This window comes from Neolewinella antarctica, assembly GCF_011927835.1.
GTDB lineage: Bacteria > Bacteroidota > Bacteroidia > Chitinophagales > Saprospiraceae > Neolewinella > Neolewinella antarctica.
The window spans coordinates 356,448-380,136 of sequence record NZ_JAATJH010000001.1 but is presented as its reverse complement, the minus strand read 5'-3'; the positions used below and the strand labels follow the sequence as shown (position 1 = coordinate 380,136).

Here is a 23,689-nt window from a genome sequence, read left to right as displayed (position 1 = left end):
CAAGACTCCCGCCCCGAAGTACTACAACTTGGTTGGCGTAAATCCCTCCCACATGCAAATCCTGAGCGGCCAGCAGCTACGGGCGTTGGATGAGATGACGGTGCACGAGGAGGGCATCACCAGTCTGGAATTGATGGAGCGGGCGGTCACGGCATTCACCGGTTCATTTTGCAAGCAATTTCGGCCGTCCTCCGGTCCGATTTTGATCGTTTGCGGAACCGGCAACAACGGCGGCGACGGGTTCGCTACCGCCCGACAACTGCACCGTGCGGGCTACAATACCCACGTCGTCGCTGCGGAGTTTGGCAAACGAAGTCCCGATAATCAAGCAAATTTCAACGCAGCTAAGCGACTCGACTTTCCGTTTACGCTACTACGGGCGGGAAATCCATTCCCCAAGCCCGCCCCCGGGGTCATCCTCATCGACGCGCTGCTCGGCACGGGACTGTCCCGACCCCTCGAGGGCTACTGGGCGGAACTGATCGAACGGTGGAACGAAACTGAAGACATCACACGCGTAGCACTGGACGTACCGAGTGGTCTGCCGGCTGATGGCCCCGCGACGGGTGCGGTATTTATGGCGGATCACACATTCGTGCTTGGCTACCCCAAAGTCGCGATTTTCGCACCGGAGAACGCAGTTTACGTCGGCGAGATGTCGCTAGTCAAATTCAAACTATCGTCGGTACGAACCGTGCTACACGTGGGGCCGGAAGGAGACATTCGTCCGAATCAGATGTTGACGGAAGGCTACGTGGCTACGCTCGTAAAGAAACGGGGCAACAGCGACCACAAGGGAACTTTTGGTCACGCGCTGCTCGTCGCGGGGTCATTCGGCAAGATGGGGGCGGCCGTGATCGCGGCGCGGGCGGTACTCCGCGCGGGCGCCGGATTGGTAACGTGCCACGTACCCCGGAGTGGTTACGAAATTATGCAGATCAGTTTTCCGGAGGCGATGTGTACAGTCGATGCGCACTGGTACCAAACGACGGGAGTGGGTGATCTTTCGCAGTATGCAACAATCGGCATCGGCCCTGGCCTGGGCACGGAACAATTGACCGCCGCGGCGCTGCGGGATGTGCTCACGCGCTACGCCAAGCCCCTAGTCATCGACGCCGACGCGTTGAATTTGATCGCTCAGTCTCCCAGCTTGTTTGCCCTGATCCCCAAAGGTTCCATTTTAACGCCCCACCCCAAAGAGTTCGAACGGTTGTTCGGAAAAACAGCGGATAGTTTTGCCCGGTGGCGGGTGCAGGGGGAAGCCGCAAAGAGAAATGAGTTGGTCATCCTCCTCAAAACAAATCACACGACGATCGCCACGCCTACCGGTAAGATTTACGTCAACACCACCGGTAACCCGGGCATGGGCACCGCGGGGACGGGTGACGCGCTGACGGGGATCCTCACCGGTCTGCTCGCGCAAGGTTACGAACCCGCTACCGCCGCTACGCTCGGCGTTTATCTCCACGGGCTGGCCGGGGATTTGGCCGCCGAAGCACTGTCTCAGGAGTTCCTGCTCGCCGAGGATGTCGTCAACCACGTCGGCGCTGCGTATCAGGAATTAGCGCGGGTCCGAAACTAGCTTCGCACCTAGTTACCGACCTTTGCGCCGCACCTACTCCCCTACCCCACATGCACCGCTTTTTTCCACTTACCCTGCTCCTGCTGACGAGCCAACTCCTCATGGCCCAAAAACTCCCCCAAGCCTACAATCTCTTTGACGCCAAGGGCAAGGAAAAGAAGTACCGTAAGCTAATCAAAGCGGTGGAAGACGCCGACGTGATCCTGTTCGGTGAAGCCCACAACGACGCCCTCGGCCACTGGCTACAGAACGTCGTTATCCGCGACGTCGCGGCGGTCGACAACCGTCCCCTGGCGCTCGGGCTGGAAATGTTCGAGACCGATCAGCAGGCCGCGCTGGAGGATTTCCTGGCGGATAAGATCAAAGCCGCCGATCTGGATAAAGTGGGGGAAGGGCTGTGGAACAACTTTGCCACCGACTACGAACCGATCATCCGGTGGGCCCACGCTAATGACGTGGCCGTACATGGCACCAACGTTCCCCGCAAGTACGCCCGCATCGTGTTTAGCGAAGGCTTTGAAGGGCTAGAAGCCGAGCGCACAATGGCCGGCACCGAGTTTCCCGAGCTCCCCATCGCTTACGATCCCGACCTCAAAGCGTACCAAGAAATGCTGGAGATGATGGGCGGCGGCCACGGCGGGGCGAATTTCCCCAAGGCCCAGGCGATTAAAGACGCTACGATGGCCTGGCGGATAACCGAAGCGATTCATCCCGGTGGGCGCTTATTTCACCTCAACGGAAGCTTTCATTCTGACTTCCGCCAGGGTATCGTGTGGTACTTACGGCAATATCAACCGACGCTAAAAGTGTTGACCATCAGCGTCGTGGAGCAGGAGTCCGTAGATGATCTTACGGAAGAAAACTATGAGCGGGCCGACTACATCTTTGCCGTACCCAGCATCATGACCAAGACCTACTAAGTGCTGATACCCGTGATGTCTGATCTTTCCGAAAACAAACAGTTCTGGGCGTAGGATTACCGATTGCGATGCCCACGAACACGAGTCCCTATTAAAAGGACCAGTCGCGTTTCCACAGATCGATCAGGTCGAAGCTTACCTTAAAGGACGTCGTCGGCGCTGCATTATTCGCGTCCGCCAGCACGCCGTAGGCGCCCAACCGCAACCGTCGCCGCGCCCCGACTTTGAAAACGCGCTCCACGCCTACGAATAGTTCCTGGTAACGGAAGTTCTCTTTCGGCAGGTACAGAAGACCGCCACCGACGACCGTCTTGATGCGTGTCTTTTTCAGCAGCGGCACGTTGTTGATTAGCGCCCCGTTGAAGTGGTGAATGTGGTGGTATTCCAGGTAAAGATTGGAGGTCGTCAGGGAGGTATCCAACGACTGGAACGAATTTGTTGGGTCGGACATCAGCAGCGGGTCGGACTCCCGGAAGCGTTTGAAGTCGACGAAGCGCAAGTCGTTCGTATTGATAAATTTACCCACCCGAGCTTCGTAATGCGTGGTACCGAGGGCACCCAGGATGATGTTCTGATCGATGAAGAACCGCAGGTAATCAAAGTCAATATCGCTACCCAACGCGCCGTCGATACCCTTCTTGTGCATGAACGAGAAAGTCGGCCACTTGCTCCCCAAGCGGATCTTACGGTCCGGCTCCCGGAGGTATTTCAGGCCCGGTGTGTAGCTCAGTACGGTAGTGGCGATGAGGGCTTCGTAGGCTTCAAAGTCCAGTAATTCATCCCGGTCGCCGACCACGTCCTCCAGAAAGGAATCGGTATCTAAACCCGTCAGGGGCTGGCGGCGGCTCAAATCCAGCTCGTTGAAGACGAATAGCCCGTTCACCAACTCGATTTTATTGCTGATGCGCGCGGCATCCTGCAAAATGTAATTAGACGGGCGCAATTGGTTCAGGTAGGCGTCGTACTGATTGATCGACTCGAAACTCCGACCACCGGAGATAGACACGTCACCCAGTTTGAAGGCATCGTAGCGGTACCAGAGGTGCGCGTCACCCTGCACGTCCTGGTTTTCAAACCCGTAGTTTAGCGTACCGGAAGCGTTCAGCATGGTCCCGGAAGCGTAGCGCCGTTGGTAGCTGGCATAAGGGCCGATGCGCCAGCCGCCGACGGGCGAAAAGTCGATGAGAGAAGCGAGGGGCCCAAGGTACAAGTGCTGTTTTTTGGCATTATTGCGAAAACCCACCCCGTCCCAGGCGACTTCCAGCAGCTTCACCTTATTGTACTGCTCCTGGATGCTATCCTGGTACACTTCACTGTTCGTCACCGCCTCGATACTGTCGCGTAGCTGGACGAGTTCGGCTTCTTTGCGCGTCAGGGCAACCGTGCGGTTTCCTTTCCAGTAAGAACTGTCGCGTTCGTACGCCTCGCGGGTGGTGACGGCGATCTCGTTACCAAAAAACTTGGGCGGAAAGGTATAGTTGTGTTCGTAATTAGTGTAGCTCAGCGTGGTTTTACCCTTAAAGCTCAGCTTCTTACCCTGCTTGGCCGAGTAGTCAAATTCTTGCTCCCGCACGATCCAGAGACTGTCCCCCACCGGGGCGTACGTCTGGCGGAGTCGAAAGTCGTCGAAGAATTTCAGTGCGTACTTGGAAAAGCGCAGATCGATACTGTTGATCGTCCAGGAACCTTGGTTTACCTCCACCACCCCGGCGGCGGTGCTGTTGCCTTCCTTGCGGGGGATGACTTTGATCTTGTAGACGATCTGTCCGCCCACGAGGTCCGTGCTCAGTAGTTCGAACTTGTAGGACAAGATGGCCGTGTTGCTGAAGGGGCTGATCACGGGAGCGTCGGCGATGCCTTTGAGTGACACCATGTTCCGGTAAAAATTAAAATCGGTCTCCCCGAAGTTCGGGACGAAGAGCCCGCGGGTATCGCCGTATTTCTCCAGGCCGGTGCGCTCCTCCTTGTAACTCCTGGGCTGCTGGAAATTGAGCGTCAGGTTCATTTCCAGCAGGTTCAGGCTGGACAGTAGCTCCTTTTTGGCCCGTTCTTCCGCCGCGAAGGGATCGGGGACGCCGGTGTCCGTGACTTCGACGTCTGGTTTTTTAGTAGACTTTTTCCGATCGATCTCTTCGGTGGCCTTCACGTAGATTTGGGTACGGTAGCTGTCGGCGGCGCGGAGGTGGCGGGCCTTGTTTTGCACGACCTTGCGCATGATGCCGTAGGCGGGGTCTTTTGCGTTGGCGCGGACGGTAATTTCTTCGAGTTGTACGTTGGAGCTGAGGAGGTTGAGATCGACGACTATGTCTTCCGCACCGACAATAACGGTTGTCTTGTTCGTTTCGTAGCCCAGGCTGGAGATGATCAGTCGGTAGCTACCCTCGATGTCGAAACTGAACGTGTAGTTGCCGTCATCGTCCGAGATGGTGCCCGTCGCCAGTTCCTGCACGAAAATGTTGGCGTAAGGCACCGCTTCGCCGTTCTCGTTACTCACCCGGCCACTGACGGTTTGGGCGGTAGCGGCGAGCGTAGCGCAGAGCAAGGCCAGACTTAGTAAAATGCGTTTCATGTGTTGCTAGTGGTGGAAACCGCAAATGGTTCCGCTTACCTAAAGACACGACACGCTGATTAAGTACACCGGTTAGTCGGGTTTAACGGAGGTTTAGCACTAAGGGGGCGGTGGGGCGCGGTCGCCGGTGCCGGGTGAATTGGTTAAGCGCAGGGTCGCCCTGGCGACCGACGAGGCGAAACGCAGGCCGGACGGCAACCTGGTGCCGTTCCCTATCTTTGTGGTTACACCGAACGGCCGTTGATTATACTGAATACGCAACGGCTTGGTCGGTCGATCAAACAGCCAAAGTGCTCCGCCCATGCAGTTTACTTTTCGACTCGTCACCATTCTTTTGCTTCCAATTTTTCTGTTAGTCCCTTCCTGCGGCGAAGAGGTCAACCCCAATTACGCTGAAGAGATAGCGGACCCGGAATTTTATCACCGTTCCGTCAAGCAGTTAACCGACGTGATCGTGCACGACATCTTTTCCCCGCCCGTTGCCGGCCGTATTTACGCGTACTCCAGCATTGCCGGCTACGAAGCCCTGGCGGCGGGGTCCGATGATTTGGGGTCATTAGCCGGCCGCATTACCCACCTGGCACCCGCGCCCACGCCTCCGCAAGACGCCACGATTAGCTACGAACTCGCCGCCATCGCCGCCCAGCATAAGGTAGGAAAGCAACTGATTTTCAGTGAGGAAAAGCTCGAGACTTTTTTTGCGGAACTAATGGCCGACGTAAAAAAAATCGGCGTACCGAAAGAAGTCATAACCAACTCAATCAACTACGGCAACGCCGTGGCCGACCACATCATCGCCTGGTCCGACGGTGACCTCTACAAGCAGACCCGCACCTTCCCCAAGTACTCGATCACCAGCGACCCGTCGAAGTGGCAGCCCACCCCGCCCGATTACATGGACGGCATCGAACCGAGCTGGGCCAAGGTCCGCCCCTTTACCCTTACCAGCCCCGATCAATTTACCCCCGCCCCGCCCACGCCCTACAGCGCCGAGGAAAATTCCGCCTGGAACGAAGGCGTCCAGATCGTCTATAATGCGCTGAAGGTGGAGGACGAAGCGGAGCGCGCCGAACGCATCGCGATCGCTAAATTCTGGGATTGCAATCCTTACGTGAGCCACCACGTCGGCCACGCCATGTTCGCCACCAAGAAAATTACGCCCGGTGGTCACTGGATCAACATTGCGGCAATTGCCAGCCGCGTCGCCGAAGCTGATTTTGCGACGGCGGTCGAAGCCTACGCCAAGGTCGCCATGGCCATGCACGATGGCTTCATTGCCTGCTGGGACGAAAAGTACCGCTCCAACCTCGTCCGCCCGGAAACCTACATTCAGGAGAACGTCGACGAAGACTGGGCACCACTCCTCCAAACGCCGCCCTTCCCCGAGCACACCTCCGGCCACTCCGTCGTCAGCCGGGCCTGCGCCATCGTCTTGACCGATCTCTACGGCGACGACCTATCGTACGCCGACGACTCCGAAGTAGAATACGACCTCCCCGTACGCAACTATACAAGCTTTCTGCAAGCTAGCGAGGAGGCCGCCATCAGTCGCTTGTACGGAGGCATTCACTATTTACCGGCCATCACCGAGGGGCTCATCCAGGGTGAACAAGTTGGCAACCACTTACTCACCACACTGGGCGGTAAGGCAGTTGTCTCCAAAAAGTAAGCACCGGATGAATTACGTGCTCGCTTTTCTCGCCCAGGCGGTTTTGTACTTGGTTTGCCTCGTGCTCGACGAATACGCGGGAATGTTGTTCGCCATGATCATCGGCTCGATCTGTGGATTCATTTGGGTAGTTAGTTTAATCGTGGAATTGATCGAACCCAGCCGGGTAGCAAAAGCGTATTACCGGTACATCACGACCGGGTGGCTCGCCCCGGCCTCTGCCCTCGTTCTTTACGTGGTTTTGCGGGGGGGATTCGAGTGGATGCGCTTATGAACGACTTTATCAACTTTTGCAGATCACGGTGGGCGGCTTTTGGCTTCGCCTTCAAGGGCGCTTACGACCTCCTCGTTAACCACGCGCCTTCCAAAATTCACCTGGCTGCCTTCGTCTTCATGATGATCGCGTGCACCGTACTCGACTTTCCACTCTGGAAATGGACGGTCGTGATTATCTGCGTGGGCATGGTGCTCTGCGCCGAGGCGCTGAATACGGGGATCGAGTACGTCGTCGACTTAGTTTCGCCCGACTACAACATCCTCGCTGGCAAAGCCAAGGACGTTGCCGCCGCCGGGGTCCTTTTCGCTTCGATGTCTTCCGGCGTCGTCGCCATCCTACTCATCGGTGACGCCCTGCTGAACGGCTAGAATTGGCTATCTTCGTGGCCTCACCACCGCAGCTTTGACGCCCACCGAAGTACTACAAAAATACTGGGGTTACCCCGCTTTCCGGCCCGGCCAGGAAGAGATCATCGATGCCGTCATGGCGGGTCGGGACACCCTGGCCCTCCTGCCGACCGGCGGGGGGAAATCAGTGTGCTTCCAGGTCCCGGCCGTCGCACTACCGGGCGTCACGATCGTCGTTTGTCCGTTGATCGCGCTGATGAAGGATCAGGTAAGGCAACTTAAAGCACGTGGCATCATCGCCGAAGCCATCTACAGTGGGCTGCGCCACCAGGACATCGACCGCATCCTCGACAATGCCGTCTACGGTAAAACGAAATTACTCTACCTAAGCCCCGAGCGCCTCCGCACGGAACTGGCCCAGGTGCGGATCGCGAAGATGAACGTATCACTCATCGCCGTCGACGAGGCCCACTGCATTAGCCAGTGGGGTTATGACTTTCGGCCGCCCTACCTGCGCATCGCCGAGATCAGGGAGGCGCTGCCGCGGGTGCCGGTGATTGCGGTAACGGCAACGGCCACGCCCGAGGTAGTTCTGGACATTCAGGAGAACCTCAAGTTTCGTCCCAACGCACTAATCGTCCAGCAGAGCTTTGGCCGCGATAACCTCGCCTACGTCGTGCGCCGTCCGGGGGGTAAGGAGCGGCAGATGCTGAAGGTGCTGGAAGGCGTACCAGGTTCCAGCATCGTTTACGTCCGCAGCCGCGGGCTCACAAAAAAACTGGCCTTGCTGCTCCGTCGTAACGGGATCAATGCGGCCTCCTACCACGCCGGTCTCGAACCGAAGGAAAAGGACGAACGCCAGGACGCCTGGATCAGGGGGGACCTCCGGGTAATCGTGGCGACCAACGCTTTCGGGATGGGCATCGACAAGCCCAACGTGCGCAGCGTGATCCACTACGGGCCTCCCGACAGTCCGGAAGCCTACTTTCAGGAAGCGGGACGGGGCGGGCGGGACGGGAAGATGTCCTACGGCATCATGCTCTACGGTGACGGTGACGGAGAGCGGTTGCGGCAACACTGGCGCGACAGCTTCCCTGATTTAGCGGAGATCCGCCGTGTCTACCGCGCCCTCGGAAGCTATTTGCAGATCGCGACCGGCGTGGGGGAAGGGGTGGCGTATGATTTTGACGTCGTGGAATTTTCTAACCGATTTGAATTTGACGTCCGCCCCGCCCTAGCCGGCCTGAAGGCACTGGAACGAGCCGGCTACATTCTCCTGACCGACGCCGTCCACCAGCCGGCTAAAATTCGCTTCCTGGTCACGAAGGAACGACTGTACGACTACCAAATCAAAAATCGCCACACCGAGAAACTCATCAAGACCATCCTGCGGACCACCCACGGATCCTTTCTGGAGCCGGTCAGAATCGACGAAGGTGCGCTGGCCAATTTCCTCAAAGTTCCCATTCAGCAACTGCAACGCACGCTCGTGACGATGGCGACCGGCGAAGTAGTCGAATACTTCCCACAAAAGGACGACCCGCAGGTAATCTTTCTGGAGAACCGCGTGAAACCCGAGCACCTGCACATCGATCAGCAAGCCTACAAGTTCCTCAAGGACCGCCACGAAATTCGCATCGAAACGATGATTGCTTACTGTTCTAAGGACCTCACGTGCCGGTCCGTGCTGTTTCTCCAGTACTTCGGGGAGGCAGATGCCGTACCGTGCGGCATTTGTGACGTATGTCGGTCGCAGACAACTTCTACGGCAAGCATCACGCCACGGGCGCTGTACACGATGATCCAGCAAAAGCTGACGGAGGGGAGTAATCTTAAAGTCGAAGAGGTCATCACCGCCTACGGAAACGTTCACCGCCCAACGACGACCGAGGCGCTGGAGCGGCTATTACGGGAGGGTCTCGTCATCCGGCAGGGCGATCAACTAAAACGGCCGTGAGAATTATTTGTACGGTCATCAACGACCTGTCTCAGGACCAGCGGATGGACCGCATCTGCACCAGCCTGGCGCGCGCCGGCCACGACGTGACCTTGGTCGGTCGGCAGCTCAGCACTAGTCTTCCGCTGCCGGAGCGTGACTTTCGCCAACTACGGATTCCCTGTAGTTACACGGCGGGTAAAATGCTTTATTTAGAATACAACTGGCGGCTGGTGCTAAATCTGCGCGGCCGCCCGTTCGACGCGATTTGCTCGGTGGACGTCGACACGCTGGCGGCGGGGGCAGCCCTGACCCGGCACGTCGATAAACTACTGGTGTTCGACGCGCATGAGTGGTTTCACCTGACGCCGGAGGTGGTGGACCGGCCGCTGATCAGGGGGTTCTGGAAGGGGCTAGCAAAGATGTTGATGCCCCGGACGGATTTGCGGTACACGGTTGCCCCGCGGCTGGCCGGTGAGTTAGCTAAGGACTACGGGTTTCCGTTCGGGACCGTGCGCAATCTTCCGGTTAGGAATAAAGCTGCATTTAATCCGACACCCGATAAGAAAATCATTCTATACCAAGGCATGTTTAACCCTGGTCGTGGGTTGGAAGTCGCCATTGCGGCCATGGACGGGTTACCAGAATGTGAGTTGTGGTTAGTAGGCAGTGGCCCGGAGGAGGGCGCGCTGCGCGGGTGCAGGGCTAATTTGCGAGCGCCGGAGCGGGTGAAGTTTCTCGGCTTCGTACCACCGGCCGAGCTACCGAAGATCACCCGTCAGGCCTGGTTGGGTCTAAATCTCCTGGAAGCGCGTAGCCCGAGTTACTACTACAGCCTGGCCAATAAAGCACTCGATTACGTCCAGGCGGGCGTCCCGTCGGTGCAAATGGATTTCCCGGAGTACCGAGCGCTCACCGACCGGTACGGCTGTTACCAGTTGATTAGCGAACTCACCGTCGCGGCCCTGGTGGCGTCGGTAAGTCCACTAACCCGCAACGCTGATCTATACCGTGATTTGAAGAGCGCCAACGAACGGGCGGCCGTCGAGCTTTGCTGGGAACGGGAAGAAAAAGTGTTGTTGAATTACTGGTCCTCACTGCAAAAACCCAAACGCTAAATCATTTTTGTACGATTGATCAATTACGTAAAGATTACCGCCGGTCATCCATTAACCACTCCATGGCAACCTTTGAAGAATCAGACCTACTGTTCACCTTTCCCGACGACTGGACGGTACGCAGTTTCGACGGAACGCGGGCTTATCAATCCCTGAGCGGTCACGGGTTGAAGGGCGTCGACTTCATCGCCATCAGCCCCGACGAGCGACTGTGGTTGATCGAAGTAAAGAACTACCGGCCCCGGCGGAAAGGAAGTAAGGAATACCGCGCCAACCGCAAACCGCCGGAAGTCCTGGCCCAACAGATCGCAAAGAAATTCACCGACAGCGTGCGCTTGATCAAGATCGTGAATACTTACCTCCGCCGCTCCTGGCACAAAAGGTTACTCATCTGGTACCGAACCCGGGTGAGTGCTAACCCGGAATCGAATTACTGGTTTTGGTCCGTCGCCCACCAACTTTGCACTCCCGATAGAAATCGGGACCGCGCCCAAAAAGTAGAATACGTCCTCTGGATGGAGACACCGGAAGCCAACCGAGATTATGACCTTAAACTACGAGTGGAAATCAGTAAGCGTATGCCCGCGGGCACCTCGGTTACCGTGGCGGAGAGCGACCAACCCCGGGCACTACCATTTTCCGCGGTGCCCCTTGCTATCGGCGAGTAACTTACCTTGCACGTCACAACCTCCCTCCATGCCTAGCACCTACGAACTGGATGACCTCGACCGGAAGATTCTGGCCCTGCTGATGGAAAACAGCCGCCGCCCCTATACTGAATTGGGCGCAAAACTTTTCGTTTCCGGCGGCACCATCCACGTACGCATGAACAAGTTGATCGCCGCCGGCATCGTGACCGGCCAGACGCTCATGGTGGACCCCACCAAGCTCGGGTACGACGTAACGGCATTCCTCGGCGTCTATTTAAAGAGTAGCAGTGAATACCAGCCAGCGACGGCCTATTTGCGCGACATTCAGGAGATCGTCTCGGCCCATTACCTTACTGGCGTGTACAGCATATTTTTGAAGGTGGTGTGTCGGGATACCGAGCACCTACGCGACGTACTCGGTAAAATCCAGGCTTACGAAGGCATCCAGCGGACGGAGACGTTCATGTCGCTCGAAGAAAGCATCAATCGCCCCGTGCAGATTATCCCCATGGACGACCTCCGGGAGCTCCGCGACTGATAATGTCGAAATCCTGTCGCCTTTTCGGACACTAAGCACCCCGGTGGTGAACGTTACCCGAAATGTCAGGTTGAAGACGGACGAATGCCAAACCGGTATATTTGCCCCCGGTGGCGACGCCGCCACTTTCCGACGCCAACTCAGCTACCCACAGAACACAGTTTATCCCGTATGAATTACGCCCCCACCCCGGTCGTACGCAGCCTGCTCGCCGGCTTCACCGGTCTGCTTTTATTGCTTTCGACCCCTATTTCCGCCCAGTCCACAACGGTGTACACCGAAGCCTGGCGCATCTTTAAAATAGCCGAAGCGGACTATTCCGACGAGCTGCTGGCGAAGGCCCAGCGGGAGTACGAAGAAGTAATCGAGATGCTGCTGCCCATTCAGACGCCGGATGCGGAACAACTCCGAATCCGCGCCGAACTAAACCGCGCCAAGATCGCCGTGCGGCTCGACAAGATCGAAGGGGAGAAACTCATCCTGGATTTCGTGCGCCGCTACCAGCCCGCGCCCGTAGCTAACGACGCGCTGCTGGAGATCGCTAACTTTTATTTTAACGAGGGGGACCTGGAAAAGGCGACCGAATATTACAAGCGCGTCCCGGCGGACCTACTTACGGTCGACCAGCGGGCCGAGCTGAATTTCCGCCTGGGCTACTCCGCCTTCGTGCAGAAGAATTTCAGTGAAGCGAAGCGATATTTTCAGTTCAGTAAGGCGAACCCCGGTGAGTTCTACTACCCGACGAACTATTACCTCGGGATGATTTACTTTTTCGACGGTAACTACGAGTCGGCCCTCAGCCAGTTCAAGATTGCGGAAAAAGACAAGCAGTACCAACTCTACGTGCCGTACTACCTCGCGCAAATCTATTTCGCGCAGCGCCGTTACGACGAGCTGATCGCCTACGCCGCGCCGCTCGTGAACGGTTCGGGCATCCGCAACCAGAAAGAGATGAATCAGCTACTGGGGCAGGCTTACTTCGAGAAAAAGAATTACCAGGAGGCTTTGCCGCTGTTGGCAACCTACGCACAGGGTAACCGGCGGATGCAACCGGAAGAACTCTACCAGTTAGGTTTTACGCAGTACAAACTCGGGATGTACCAGGAGGCCGGTACGTCGTTCCGCGAGTTAGCGGGGGAAAATTCCCTAGTCGGTCAGTCAGCGAGCTATTACCTGGGTGACGTGCTGCTACGCCAGGGCGACGGGCCGTCCGCGCGCAATTCGTTCGGTACCGCCAGCCGCCAGACTTTTAGTCCGGAGATCCAGGAAGAAGCGCTGTTCAACTACGCCAAGTTAAGTTACGAATTGGGGTACCCGACGGACGCGACGACGGCCATCGAGAAGATTAGCCCCAGCAGCCGCTACTACATTCAGAGCCAGGAGTTGCTCGGTAAGATCTTCAGTTCGAACCGGGATTTCCAGGCCGCGCTCGACATATTGGAGCAGATGCCGAACCGGACGCCACAATTACAGGAAGCTTACCAACGCGCCGCGTTCGGTCGGGGTATCGAAGTGCTAAAGATGGGCGATGCCGCGGGTGCAAAGGTTCTTTTGGATAAGAGCCTGGCTAAGCCGGTCGATCCCTTAATCCGCGCCCAGGCCCTCTACTGGAAGGCCGACATCGAGCATTCACAGGGCAACTACCCACAAAGTATTAACCTCAACAATCAGTTTTTGGCGCTCGCGACCGGAATGCAGGGTTTACCCGACCAGGCGAGTGTTTACACCGGTAATTACCTCCAGGGGTACAACTACCTCAAGCAAAACAACTACCCCGCCGCGCTGGACTACTTCGTCAAGACGGTCACCGGTATCGAGCGGAACATCGCCTATATTCCGGATGCGGACATTCGGGAGCGGGTGCTGGGTGATGCCGTACTGCGCGCGGGCGACGCCCACTTCAGCCGCAATCAGTACGATCAGGCCGCGCGCTACTACGACGACGCGATCAACCGGAAAACGAACGGATTCGTATACGCCATCTACCAGAAGGCAATCATCGAGGGCCTGCGCAACCGCAACGCCGACAAGATTTTGGCGCTCGAGCAACTCGTCCAGAGCTACCCCGACAACGAGTACGCGGACGACGCGCTGTTTCAGCTGGCGCTCACGTACGGTGATATGGGTCGGCCACAGGAGGCGCTGGTTCCCCTCCGCAGAATCGTGAGTGACTACAAACTCAAGTCTCCGCTCGTCAACCAATCTTTACTGCAACTCGGCTTACTGAGCTACAACCTCGGCACGAGCGAGGCTTCGATCAACTACTACAAACAAGTATTTAGCAACAACCCAACCCCGAAGGAAGCGCAAGTTGCCAAACAGGCCCTGGAGGAGATCTACGTAACCAACATGGGTCGCGATGATCTTTACCTGCAATTCCTTGCCACCATTCCGGGCCAGGAATTGGATGCGGACGGGCGGGAAGCAATTTCCTACAAAGCCGCGGTAAGCCAGTACGAGAACGGTAACTACGAACGCGCCGTCCCGGCCCTGACGAATTATCTCCGCCAGTACCCACGCACGACCAATGCCCTGGCCGCTACCTTTTACCGGGCCGATAGCCACCTCGCCCTGCGGGAATACAACCGTGCGTTGCCGGATTACGAAGCGGTGATTGCCGCGGGCCCGAGTAGTTTTTACTTACCAGCCGTGCGCAAGGGCAGCACGATTGCGTACAATAGCTTACGGGACTTCGAAAGGAGCTTCCGCCTGTACAGCCTGTTCGAGCAAGCCGCCGAGAACGACGACGACCGGGTCGAAGCCCAGATCGGTGCGCTGCGGTCAGCCTACCGGCTAAACAACGTACAGGCAACCGAGGCTTACGCCACCAAAGTTGCCAATAACCCCACCGCCCCGGTTAAGCAACGGACGACGGCGAGTTTCTACCTGGGTAAGATTGCTTACGACCGCCAGGATTTCGCTACGGCCCGCCGGGCTTTCGAGCAGGTCAAGGCGAACTCGGACGACGAACAGACGGCGGAGGCCCGCTACCTCGTGGCCAACACTTACTTTATGGGTCGAGACTTCAGTACCGCCCAGCAACTCGTGGAAGAGGCTAACGTAGAGAGCTCCGCGTACCCCTACTGGGTGGCTAAATCGGTCATTTTGTGGAGCGATATTTTTCGGGAGCAGGGTGATTTACTCAACGCCCGGGCGGTGCTGGAAGCGATGCTCGACAAGTACGACGGCGACCCCGCCCTCGTTGCGGAGGCACGCACGAAGTTACAGTTATTGGAAAGGGAAGCTGACGGGAAGAGCCGGTTGAACACCGCCCCGGCACCCAGTACGCGCCCCGGATACCTGGAGCTCGACACTAGCCAAAATTGATCACGGGCGGCGAGCGAAAAACCTTTGCTCGTCCGCACACTTCCTCGCACCCGCGACCGCGCACCTTTCTACTAAAACTTATGCCGCCTTTTCCTTCATCGGCAGCTTTACAATACTACTCCATGCTTCGTTTCACCCTTTTACTCGGCGGTCTTGTCCTCTTCGGATCGGCCACCGCCCAGACTGGAATCGACAACAGCAACGTCACCGTCGTTTCGACCTTCAACGCCCGATTATCGGACGCCGAACGCGTGAAGGTGACCCCCACCCCACCCGTGCCGGATACGGTCATCCAACGGCAACAGTACCTGGTTAACGACCGGCCAATTTCGATTGAGTACCCCGCGCCGGTGATTCGCCCGCGGGGCATCGCAAAGGAGAAAGCACCGGATGCGAAGAACGGGTTCGCGAGCATTGGCGTCGGTATTCCTAACGCCCTTTACGCCGATTTGAGCTACGACATGAGTGGCATCGATAATGCGGAACTCGGCGTGTTTGCGCGGCACCACAGCCTCAACAACGACGGCAACGTCGAAAACCAGAAGTCGAGCGACACCGAGTTTGGTGCGCGCGGAACCTACCTCTTCGACCAGGGCTACGCGGTGAGTGGCGGAATCGGGTACGAAACGCAGAGCCGTTACTACTACGGCTACAATTTCTCCCCCGTGGCGGAAGGGGAAGAGCCACTCACGTTCACCGACGACGACGTGCGCCAGCGGTTCAATACTTTCTCCCTCGACGCGGAGATTTTTAACGGCACACGCACGGCTGCGGACATCGATTACACCGCGGGAATCTCCATGTACCTGATGGACGGAGACCCCGCGGTGCGGGAGAATAACGTGGATATCCACGTCGGTGCCACGAAGTGGATTGCGGACGACAAACCGCTTGACGTCAAGTTTCGGGCGGACTTTACTTCCTTCAAGGATACGAGTACCCAGAACCTCACCAACTTTTACCTGATGCCGAGTTTCACGACACCAATTGCTGGCATCTACCGGCTAAAAGTCGGTGTTAACCTCACTACCCAAGAAGATGATTTTGACGTGTTCCCCAACGTCAGCGTCCACGCCCCCTTCGTGAACGGAACGCTCGCCGGATTTCTTGGTTGGGACGGTAACCTGCAGAACAATAGCCTGCGGACGTTGACGGATTACAACCCGTGGGTGGATACTCGCCTCCGGGTCAAGACGGCCGAATACTGGCGCTTCTACGGGGGTGTCGACGGGCAATTCTCCGGCATCAACTACCGCCTTGAGGCGGACTATAAAAACGTGGACAACCTCGCTACGTATTTACTGGACCGCAGGCAAGAGATCCCCAAGTTCGACGTAGTGTACGATGATGCTACCATCGTTACCCTGCAGGCTTCCGGAACCATGAACCCGCTCGCTGACTTACGGGTAAACGGCAGCGTCGCCCAGCGATTTTACTCGATGGAAAATCAGGAAGAGCCCTGGCACCTACCCTCTTTCACGCTGAACGTCGGTGCCGCTTACCAATTCCTGGAAGGTCGGCTGACGACGGGGGCGGACTTTTACGTGGAAAATGGACTGCCCTACCAAAATGCGAACGGCGACAAGGATAATCTCAACGGCCTCTTCGATCTGAGCCTGAACGCGGACTACTCGATCAACGATCAGTTCTCAGGTTGGCTGCGGGTTAACAACTTATTGAACAACAAGCGCGAACGCTTTGTCCAATATCCCACAATTGGCACCAACCTTTTGGTGGGTGTAAGTGCAAAATTTTAGGGCAGCATTCTACCGGTTACCCCGTAGATTTAACCTTAAGTAAATATACCGCGCGGCTTTTATTGCCACCTTTGCGCGCACAACCGGATGACCGTGCTCAACGTACCGTCATCCGGTTTTTTATTTTCCCAAACCAAACCTCATACATGAGATATTTTTACCTACTGCTTACCCTGGCGGTCAGCTTTTCCCTTTCCGCCCAACAAGTCATAATGACGGGTGTCCTGGACGGCACGGCAGGCGGCACGCCGCGCGCCGTAGAATTATACATCGACGGCACCGTTGATCTAAGTGCTTACCAACTCGTCCGCTACGCTAACGGAAGCGATGCGCCCGGTAACCCTGACGCCCTGAGCGGTACGTACACGGATGAATTTGTCTACGTAGTCAATAATACGAGCGTGGAAAACTTCCAGTCGGCCTTTGGGTCGACCGGTAAGTTTGCGAACCAACTCACTGGTAACGGCATCCAGGGAACTGGAGATGATATTTTTGCCGTAACGCTACTCGACGGAACCATTGTGGACCAAGCCGGCGGCGTGATCGGCGAGCGCGTAAACCTTTATCAGGACAGTTATATCTACCGCGTCTCCGGCACCGGACCCGACGTTGTCTGGACTCCCGAAAATTGGTTAAACGTCGGTATTAACGACGTACTGGATGGAAAGGAGCTCAGCGAATACGCGACAATCGTACCTTTTAGCTCCTACACACCCGGCGCGGCCGGGCCGTCAATTACCGTGGCGGCCGGAGATAATTTAGCGGAACCCACAACGAATGGTGGATTTACCGTTACCCTGAGCGAACCGGCCACGTCGGATCTTACCATTACTTACACTGTTTCCGGAACGGCTACCGTAGGGACGGATTATGTCGACCCAAAAAGCGGAAGCATCTTTTTCGAACAAGGAGCGACGGTCCTTGCGCTGCCCATCGAGGTTCTTGACGATAGCGAAGCGGAATCGGTGGAGACAATTACCATCACGCTGGATTCCGCAACTGACGGTACCTACTCGCTAGGCGACTCGGCAACGATCAGTATTATCGACGACGAGCCGGTTACCCTCACGCTCATCAGCGCCGTCCAGGGTACGGGAATGTCTAGCCCTTCCGAGGGCCAGTTTGCTTCCGTTCGGGGTGTTGTAGTCGGTGATTTCCAGGGGGCTTCGGGCGTCGGGCTCGGTGGCTTTTTCGTGCAGGAAGAAGATAGTGATGCCGACGGCGATTCACTTTCTTCGGAAGGCATCTGGATTTTCCAGGGCGACACGGGCGTAGTGGTTAACGTCGGTGACCTCGTTACCGTCACCGGGGCGGTTCAGGAGAATCGTGGCCTCACTCAATTAGATGCTACCGTGACCGGTGGCAAAATCTCGATAGAGTCGATTGGTAACAGTTTGCCGACCACGATCTCTTTGTTCCTCCCGCTCACGAGTGATACTGTATACGAAGCAGTCGAGGGCATGCGGATCACCTTGGCACAGCCCGCTTACGTGACCAACAATTTCAGCCTCGGTCGCTTCGGGGAAGTCGAGGTTAGCGTGGGGCAGCGCCTCATTCAGTTTACCGAATGCAACGCGCCGGACGCTGACGCGCTGGCAATCTACAATGCCGAGCAAACTGCACGCCGACTGATTGTGGACGACGGAAGAAGCGGATCAAATGTCTACCCGCTCATCTTGCCTGATGGCACCGAATTATCCGCCACCAATACCCTCCGCGCCGGCGCGGTGTTTACCGGACTAACGGGCATCATCGACGAACGCTTCACCGGCTACCGGCTCCAGCCAACGGGTGCGGGCGTGCTGTCCGAGAACGAACGCCCCACAACTTCGCCGGAAGTAGGTGGGAATCTTAAAATTGTCGGCATGAACGTCCTGAACTACTTCACAACGCTCGGTAGAGCGGGAAGGGGAGCCGACAACCAGGAAGAATTTGACCGCCAGGAGGCTAAGATCGTCGCCGCCATTTGCGAACTGGACGCGGACATACTCGGCTTAGTCGAAATTGAGAACGACACGGCAAACGAAACGACGCAGGCACTCATCGCGGCCATCAACGCTAGCTGCGGCAAGCAGTACACCGCCGTTGCCGTTGACGAAACCGGAACCGATCAGATCAAAGTCCAACTCATTTATGACGCTGCCGTAGTTGACACGGTAGGCGCCTCGGCTTTCATCCAACTCGCTCGTGGCAACCGCGTCCCGGTTGCGCAAACTTTTGAGATCATAGAAGCGACCAATAGCGGTCTCGGCGAGCAGATCACCGTGGTAGTCAATCACTTCAAAAGCAAGGGTGGCTCCTGTGGCGATGGCGATGACGACCTTGGGGGAGCAGGCTCCTGCAACGGTACCCGGGTAGCGGCTGCGAACACGCTGAGAACCTGGCTCGCTACGGACCCAACTGGCACCGGCGTCAGCGCCCAACTGGTCATAGGCGACCTGAACGCTTACCGGATGGAAGAGCCCATTATCTCCTTCACCGATGCCGGGTACATAGACCTGGTTACCGCTTTTGCACCGGGTGAATCCTTCCCCTGTGGTAGCCGCCCGTCCTACGTCTTTGACGGAGAATGGGGCAGCCTCGATTACGCGCTGGCCAGCCCCGAGCTCGCCCCGTTCGTCACCGGCGCAGCCCCCTGGGAAGTAAACGCCAGCGAGCCTACCGTACTGGACTACAACACCGAGGACCGAGATTCGATGCTCTACGACACTAGTTTCTACCGCTTCAGCGACCACAATCCGGTCGTCGTTGGCGTTCAACTCGGTACTTCCGTTACCGCGCAGATTACCAGTTTCACCGGAGAAGCCGTCGACGGAGACGTGGTGCTCGCGTGGACGACCAGCGCGGAGCGTGGAACGAGCACTTTCGAAGTGCAACGGCAGGGAATACTGGACACATTCAATACCATCGGCACGGTTACCGCCGCTGGTGATAGTGACGTGGAGTTAGCCTACACGTTTACGGACGAGGACGCTACGGTAGGCAGTAATGTGTACCGTTTGCGGACCCTTGCCGTAGATGGGTCAGTTGCGATCAGCAATACGGTTACAGTTTCAGTGGAAGCAACTAATTCGGTACGCATTGCCCGGACCGGTGCCGGTAGCTACCGACTTTCGGAAGCACCGATCGGTACGGTGTACGCACTCACCACCGTGGGTGGTTCGATCGTTCAGACCGGTCGGGTGGACTACGCAACCGCCGACGTCGATGGTACGGCTTTGCCGGCGGGGATTTACTTCCTTGGCTTGACGCTGCCGGACGGTCAACTGAAAGTGTTTAAGTTGCTCTTCGGTCGGTAGGACTCGATTTAATGGAGGTAACGTTATCGGCTCCGCCGTCTTTGGTAAAATATTTACCTTGGGCGGCGGGGCTTTTTTGTTTGCGATCAGCTATACATTTGATGAACGCTCCAGCGCAGCGTAGCTACATTTCAGAGGTTGTGACCACGCAGCTCCCCATCAAAAATGCATCCAATAACGCCTGATTTCACACTATTACGTGGTCCCAATTTATCAACCTAAGAAATAGTTATGAACAAACCATTTCGCGTCCTACTCTCGGCGGCGACGCCCTTCGAGATCGCCCCCACGCTTGACTGGTTGCGCTCCGCGGCGGATGGCGCGCGGGAGAACGTACTGCTGTTTCCGACTGTGGAAGTGGAAGTATTCTTCACCGGAGTAGGCTTACCCGCTACGGCTTTTGCGTTGGGCAGGTGGATCGGTACGGGTGGGAAGGCTGATTTGGCCATCCAGGCCGGGATTGGTGGAGCCATCGATAGGAATCTCCAATTAGGAGAAGTCGTGCAGATTATTTCGGAGTGTTTTGGGGACGTGGGGGCGGAGGAACGGGACGGGCGGTGGCTGAGTCTGGGAGATATCGGACTGCCGCCGGGCGGTGTGTTTGGACAGGATGAATGCCTAAAACTGCCGGAGGGCACGGGGCTCACGCCCTTCAAGTCGGCGGAAGGAATTTCAGTCAGCCAGGTGACCGGAACGGAGCAGAGCTTGATGCGCTTGCGTACGCGCTGGCCGACGGCGCAGGTTGAGTCGATGGAAGGCGCGGCTTTCTTCCGGGCTTGTTTGGAGGAAGGAATGGTACCCGTGCAAATTCGATCGATCAGTAATTACGTCGAGGCGCGTGATCGTTCTCGCTGGGAGATGGCACTGGCGATTCGCACGCTGAACGACGCACTCGGTAAACTGATTGGCGGCTTCATAAACCGATAGACTATGGAACCCCACCTAAGTGGCACATAGCCGCACTGATATTAGCTCCGACGTCTATTCTCTTTAATCTTTGCTCTATCCTCGAAAAAACCCCGCACCTGCGAGGCCAAAGCAAGTCCCGCACTCAGTCGGGACGTCCGCGCCCAAAAATTATCTGAATACCCAAAACAGAATTCCGCTCCCCAAATCAACAGAATCAAGTACCTTTGCCCCATAACCCGCCCGGATGGCGGAATTGGTAGACGCGCTGGACTTAAAATCCAGTTTCCAGCATTGGAAGTACGGGTTCGACCCCCGTTCCGGGTACCACACGGGGGAAGCTGCTGAATCTACCCCAGCAACCCCACCACCCGATCGAAGTAACACTACTCCGGTCGGGTTTTCTATGTCGGCTGAAAGCTGCGTATTCGCTGGGCTTAGGTGCAATACCTCCACCATATCGCTACCAATAGCCAACCCTGATAGATTGAAGATGCTGTTGATTTCGGCGGTTCTACAACTGTGGATGATGGCGTTAGGCTTTTCGGAGGCCACGTAGAACCCGGCCGGAAAGAACATCTTGAGCATCGCCCCACGCTGACCGTTATTAAGCCGGTCGAATATGTTCGTCAGGTTACCCAGTAGGGCCATCACCTTGGGGATCAGTTGGCGTTGGTTGTCCTTGACGAAGCGCTGGCGTTCGATCTCCGCGCGGAGGTTATCGCTGTCGGAGCGTATTTCGTTGTAGTCGTCCACAGTAAATACTTCATCGGCTAGGAGGCGCAGTGCTTTCTTTCGCCGGACCTCCATTGCGGTGAGGGAGTTAGTGAGGGATTGGATACGTTCGTTGATACCCTGCACCATACCATCCACCCGTTCGCCGGCTTTCTCTCTCAGGTAGGCGATAGCCGCAGGCGAGAGTACCAGGCTTTGCATCAATCGCTCGACAAAGTCGTGTACCCGATCTGTACGGACGCGGCCGTGCTTGGCATTACCACAGCACCGATAATAGTGGTAAACCAGTGACCGGCCCTTGCTCGATTCGTGAGTGACGGAGGCCGAACACCCGCACTTCAAACTATCTTTTGCGTAGTACTGATCGTCAAAAGTCGGCGTTTTTAGGCCTTTTTCGGCGTTTTTTAGGCGTTCCTGCACCATATCGAAGGTCTGAGGGTCAGTAATGGCATCGACTTTTAGCGTAACGCAGATGTCCGGAAGCTCCACTAGCTTGCTCGAATATTCCTTAATCCCAGCGTAGACGGAGTTACGGAGCGCCTTATAGTATGTAGTATCAACCCCAAAAACAGCCTTACCACCAAGCTGGCGGTAGACCGTCATCGGAGCCACACCGGCGGCCACCATACTGAATGCGTCGCGGTAGATCGGAGCCAGTTCCGGATCCTGGCAAAAGATGCGCTTTCCCCGGGCGTCCAATTCGTGCACGTACCGGTAACCTCGCATTGCCACGCCCTGGTGATAGCCTTCTTTCCAAGTGTAGTAGACACCCTTCAGCGACCTGCGTTGGCCCTCTAACCGCTCATCTTCCGCCATCCCTTCCCGTAGCGCTCGCATGGTTACGCTACCGGACTTCGATTTGTCCGTCCATTCCGTAGCCGCCTGCACTTCTACACCCAGCTCACGGAAGAGATAGCGGAAGTGGCCGGATTTATCCGTATCCCGAAACCAGCGAGATAGTGAGTGGATCACCAAGTACTGCACCCACTCCGCTTGCGGACGCTTAGCCGTGTTCCACTTCTTGCAGAACGCCAGCGCCTGGCGGACGGTCTTACGGTCCTTACCACCACTGATTTGCTCCGAAAAGCACTTCACGATGTCGAAACCCAAATTGTCCATCACCATCCGGTTTACATCATGCTGAGCCGCCAGCGACGTATTGTTCGTCTGATCAACATCACTTACCCGCGCCAGACTGATTGCGTTACCCCTCTTCATTTTCTAGTATTGTTTGAAAAGCCAAAATAAGCATCGTGTCGAGTTGTTGCTTTTGCTCGTCGGTAAGTTCGGTGGTCGCCCGTGGTAATTGTCGTTCGATAGCCATGATTAAACTAGATATGTCTTGACGTAGCTCACCGTATCACCTTCATCGGTAGACAAGTCACAACAGGCCTTGATATCTTCTCTATCAACTTTACTTTCAGCAATAATATGAGCAGAGTAATGCACGGCATCTATCATATCAATGATGACTCTCCTTACCCCATCAATTTTCAAAAGATTACTCTTCAATCTCTCTTTCGTGCCTATATCGAATTGAGCTGACGCACATTGAAATGCAACATTGGCGTTCATTCCCTTACCCATTATTTTGAGCATGTTGACAATGTTTGGAGTAACAAGCATAATTATAATGTTTACTAATATTCTACTTAAAAGACCCGACAGCAACAGCCACCAAGCCAAACCACCCCTACCCTACACGATTACGCATAGAAGCCGAAAGCCCCTCCTGCACCCAGCAAACATGCAAGAACTCCACAACCTGAGGCTTAACACCCGGGCTACAGTGCCAAGCCCTATGCACCTTGCTCCGACAGTGGTTCAGGATCAGCGTAAGCTTATGCCGGTAGCTTTCCTTGCAAATCACTTCGAGGCGGAAGTCGGCCTTGGCCTGACGCAGTTGCTTGTACTGATTTTCGGAGATGCTACCGTGGGTGAGCGTCAGGCAGGAAATACCGGAGTCCGCCAGGGAATGGAGTTGGTTGAGGTTGAGGTTGGTGTACCGAGCCAGTAGGCTGGGAGATTTGACGTTAGCCATGAATTCGTTGGTTTGAGA

Annotated in this window: 16 protein-coding genes, 1 tRNA gene and 1 pseudogene; 14 read left to right on the top strand and 4 right to left on the bottom strand. The window is 56.4% G+C overall.

Going from position 1 to position 23,689, the window contains the following annotated elements:
* Window positions 1-52 precede the first annotated feature (52 nt).
* On the top strand, window positions 53-1,582 hold the full coding sequence (locus tag GGR27_RS01605; RefSeq protein WP_168035650.1) for an NAD(P)H-hydrate dehydratase: 1,530 nt from the start codon (window positions 53-55) through the stop codon (window positions 1,580-1,582).
* Window positions 1,583-1,632: 50 nt separating this feature from the next.
* Complete coding sequence (locus GGR27_RS01600) at window positions 1,633-2,502, top strand: ChaN family lipoprotein (protein WP_168035649.1); 870 nt, start codon at window positions 1,633-1,635, stop codon at window positions 2,500-2,502.
* 91 nt (window positions 2,503-2,593) lie between these two features.
* On the opposite strand, the gene GGR27_RS01595 is transcribed toward GGR27_RS01600, so the two are convergent.
* On the bottom strand, window positions 2,594-5,071 hold the full coding sequence (locus GGR27_RS01595) for a DUF5686 and carboxypeptidase regulatory-like domain-containing protein (protein ID WP_168035648.1): 2,478 nt from the start codon (window positions 5,069-5,071) through the stop codon (window positions 2,594-2,596).
* A gap of 301 nt (window positions 5,072-5,372) precedes the next feature.
* Here GGR27_RS01595 and GGR27_RS01590 point away from each other — a divergent pair, with 301 nt between their 5' ends.
* The 12 genes from GGR27_RS01590 to GGR27_RS01535 all read left to right on the top strand — a co-directional run bounded on the left by GGR27_RS01590 (window position 5,373) and on the right by GGR27_RS01535 (window position 21,225).
* On the top strand, window positions 5,373-6,740 hold the full coding sequence (locus tag GGR27_RS01590) for a vanadium-dependent haloperoxidase (RefSeq protein WP_168035647.1): 1,368 nt from the start codon (window positions 5,373-5,375) through the stop codon (window positions 6,738-6,740).
* A gap of 7 nt (window positions 6,741-6,747) precedes the next feature.
* Window positions 6,748-7,014: a hypothetical protein gene (locus GGR27_RS01585; protein ID WP_168035646.1), complete on the top strand. Its 267-nt coding sequence runs from the start codon at window positions 6,748-6,750 to the stop codon at window positions 7,012-7,014.
* Complete coding sequence (locus GGR27_RS01580; RefSeq protein ID WP_168035645.1) at window positions 7,011-7,385, top strand: diacylglycerol kinase; 375 nt, start codon at window positions 7,011-7,013, stop codon at window positions 7,383-7,385. Before GGR27_RS01585 ends, GGR27_RS01580 begins: the two co-directional genes overlap by 4 nt.
* Window positions 7,386-7,419: 34 nt before the next feature.
* Complete coding sequence (locus GGR27_RS01575; RefSeq protein ID WP_168035644.1) at window positions 7,420-9,321, top strand: RecQ family ATP-dependent DNA helicase; 1,902 nt, start codon at window positions 7,420-7,422, stop codon at window positions 9,319-9,321.
* On the top strand, window positions 9,318-10,418 hold the full coding sequence (locus GGR27_RS01570; protein WP_168035643.1) for a glycosyltransferase family 4 protein: 1,101 nt from the start codon (window positions 9,318-9,320) through the stop codon (window positions 10,416-10,418). Before GGR27_RS01575 ends, GGR27_RS01570 begins: the two co-directional genes overlap by 4 nt.
* A gap of 62 nt (window positions 10,419-10,480) precedes the next feature.
* Window positions 10,481-11,086, top strand: coding sequence for a hypothetical protein (locus GGR27_RS01565; protein WP_168035642.1), 606 nt, complete (start codon window positions 10,481-10,483; stop codon window positions 11,084-11,086).
* Window positions 11,087-11,114: 28 nt separating this feature from the next.
* Window positions 11,115-11,606 (top strand): Lrp/AsnC ligand binding domain-containing protein, encoded by a 492-nt coding sequence (locus GGR27_RS01560; protein WP_168035641.1) that lies wholly within the window; start codon window positions 11,115-11,117, stop codon window positions 11,604-11,606.
* 171 nt (window positions 11,607-11,777) lie between these two features.
* Window positions 11,778-14,933, top strand: coding sequence for a tetratricopeptide repeat protein (locus GGR27_RS01555; RefSeq protein WP_168035640.1), 3,156 nt, complete (start codon window positions 11,778-11,780; stop codon window positions 14,931-14,933).
* Window positions 14,934-15,055: 122 nt separating this feature from the next.
* Window positions 15,056-16,690 carry a TonB-dependent receptor gene (locus GGR27_RS01550; protein ID WP_168035639.1) on the top strand — a complete coding sequence of 545 codons (1,635 nt, stop codon included), beginning with the start codon at window positions 15,056-15,058 and terminating at the stop codon, window positions 16,688-16,690.
* 146 nt (window positions 16,691-16,836) lie between these two features.
* Entirely contained in the window at window positions 16,837-19,989 is a 3,153-nt protein-coding gene (locus tag GGR27_RS01545) for an ExeM/NucH family extracellular endonuclease (protein ID WP_168035638.1), read from the top strand.
* Window positions 19,990-20,220: 231 nt separating this feature from the next.
* Complete coding sequence (gene mqnB / locus GGR27_RS01540) at window positions 20,221-20,916, top strand: futalosine hydrolase (protein ID WP_168035637.1); 696 nt, start codon at window positions 20,221-20,223, stop codon at window positions 20,914-20,916.
* A 220-nt stretch (window positions 20,917-21,136) separates the two neighbouring features.
* Window positions 21,137-21,225, top strand: a tRNA-Leu gene (locus GGR27_RS01535).
* Window positions 21,226-22,386: 1,161 nt separating this feature from the next.
* Here the strand turns inward: GGR27_RS01535 and GGR27_RS20505 are convergent.
* The 3 genes and pseudogenes from GGR27_RS20505 to GGR27_RS01520 all read right to left on the bottom strand — a co-directional run.
* A pseudogene (locus tag GGR27_RS20505) lies at window positions 22,387-22,848 on the bottom strand (recombinase family protein); the annotation flags it as partial.
* Window positions 22,849-22,956: 108 nt separating this feature from the next.
* A complete protein-coding gene (locus tag GGR27_RS01525) occupies window positions 22,957-23,229 on the bottom strand; it encodes a hypothetical protein (RefSeq protein WP_168035636.1) in 273 nt (90 codons plus the stop codon).
* 94 nt (window positions 23,230-23,323) lie between these two features.
* Window positions 23,324-23,671 (bottom strand): hypothetical protein, encoded by a 348-nt coding sequence (locus GGR27_RS01520; protein WP_168035635.1) that lies wholly within the window; start codon window positions 23,669-23,671, stop codon window positions 23,324-23,326.
* Window positions 23,672-23,689: the final 18 nt, after the last annotated feature.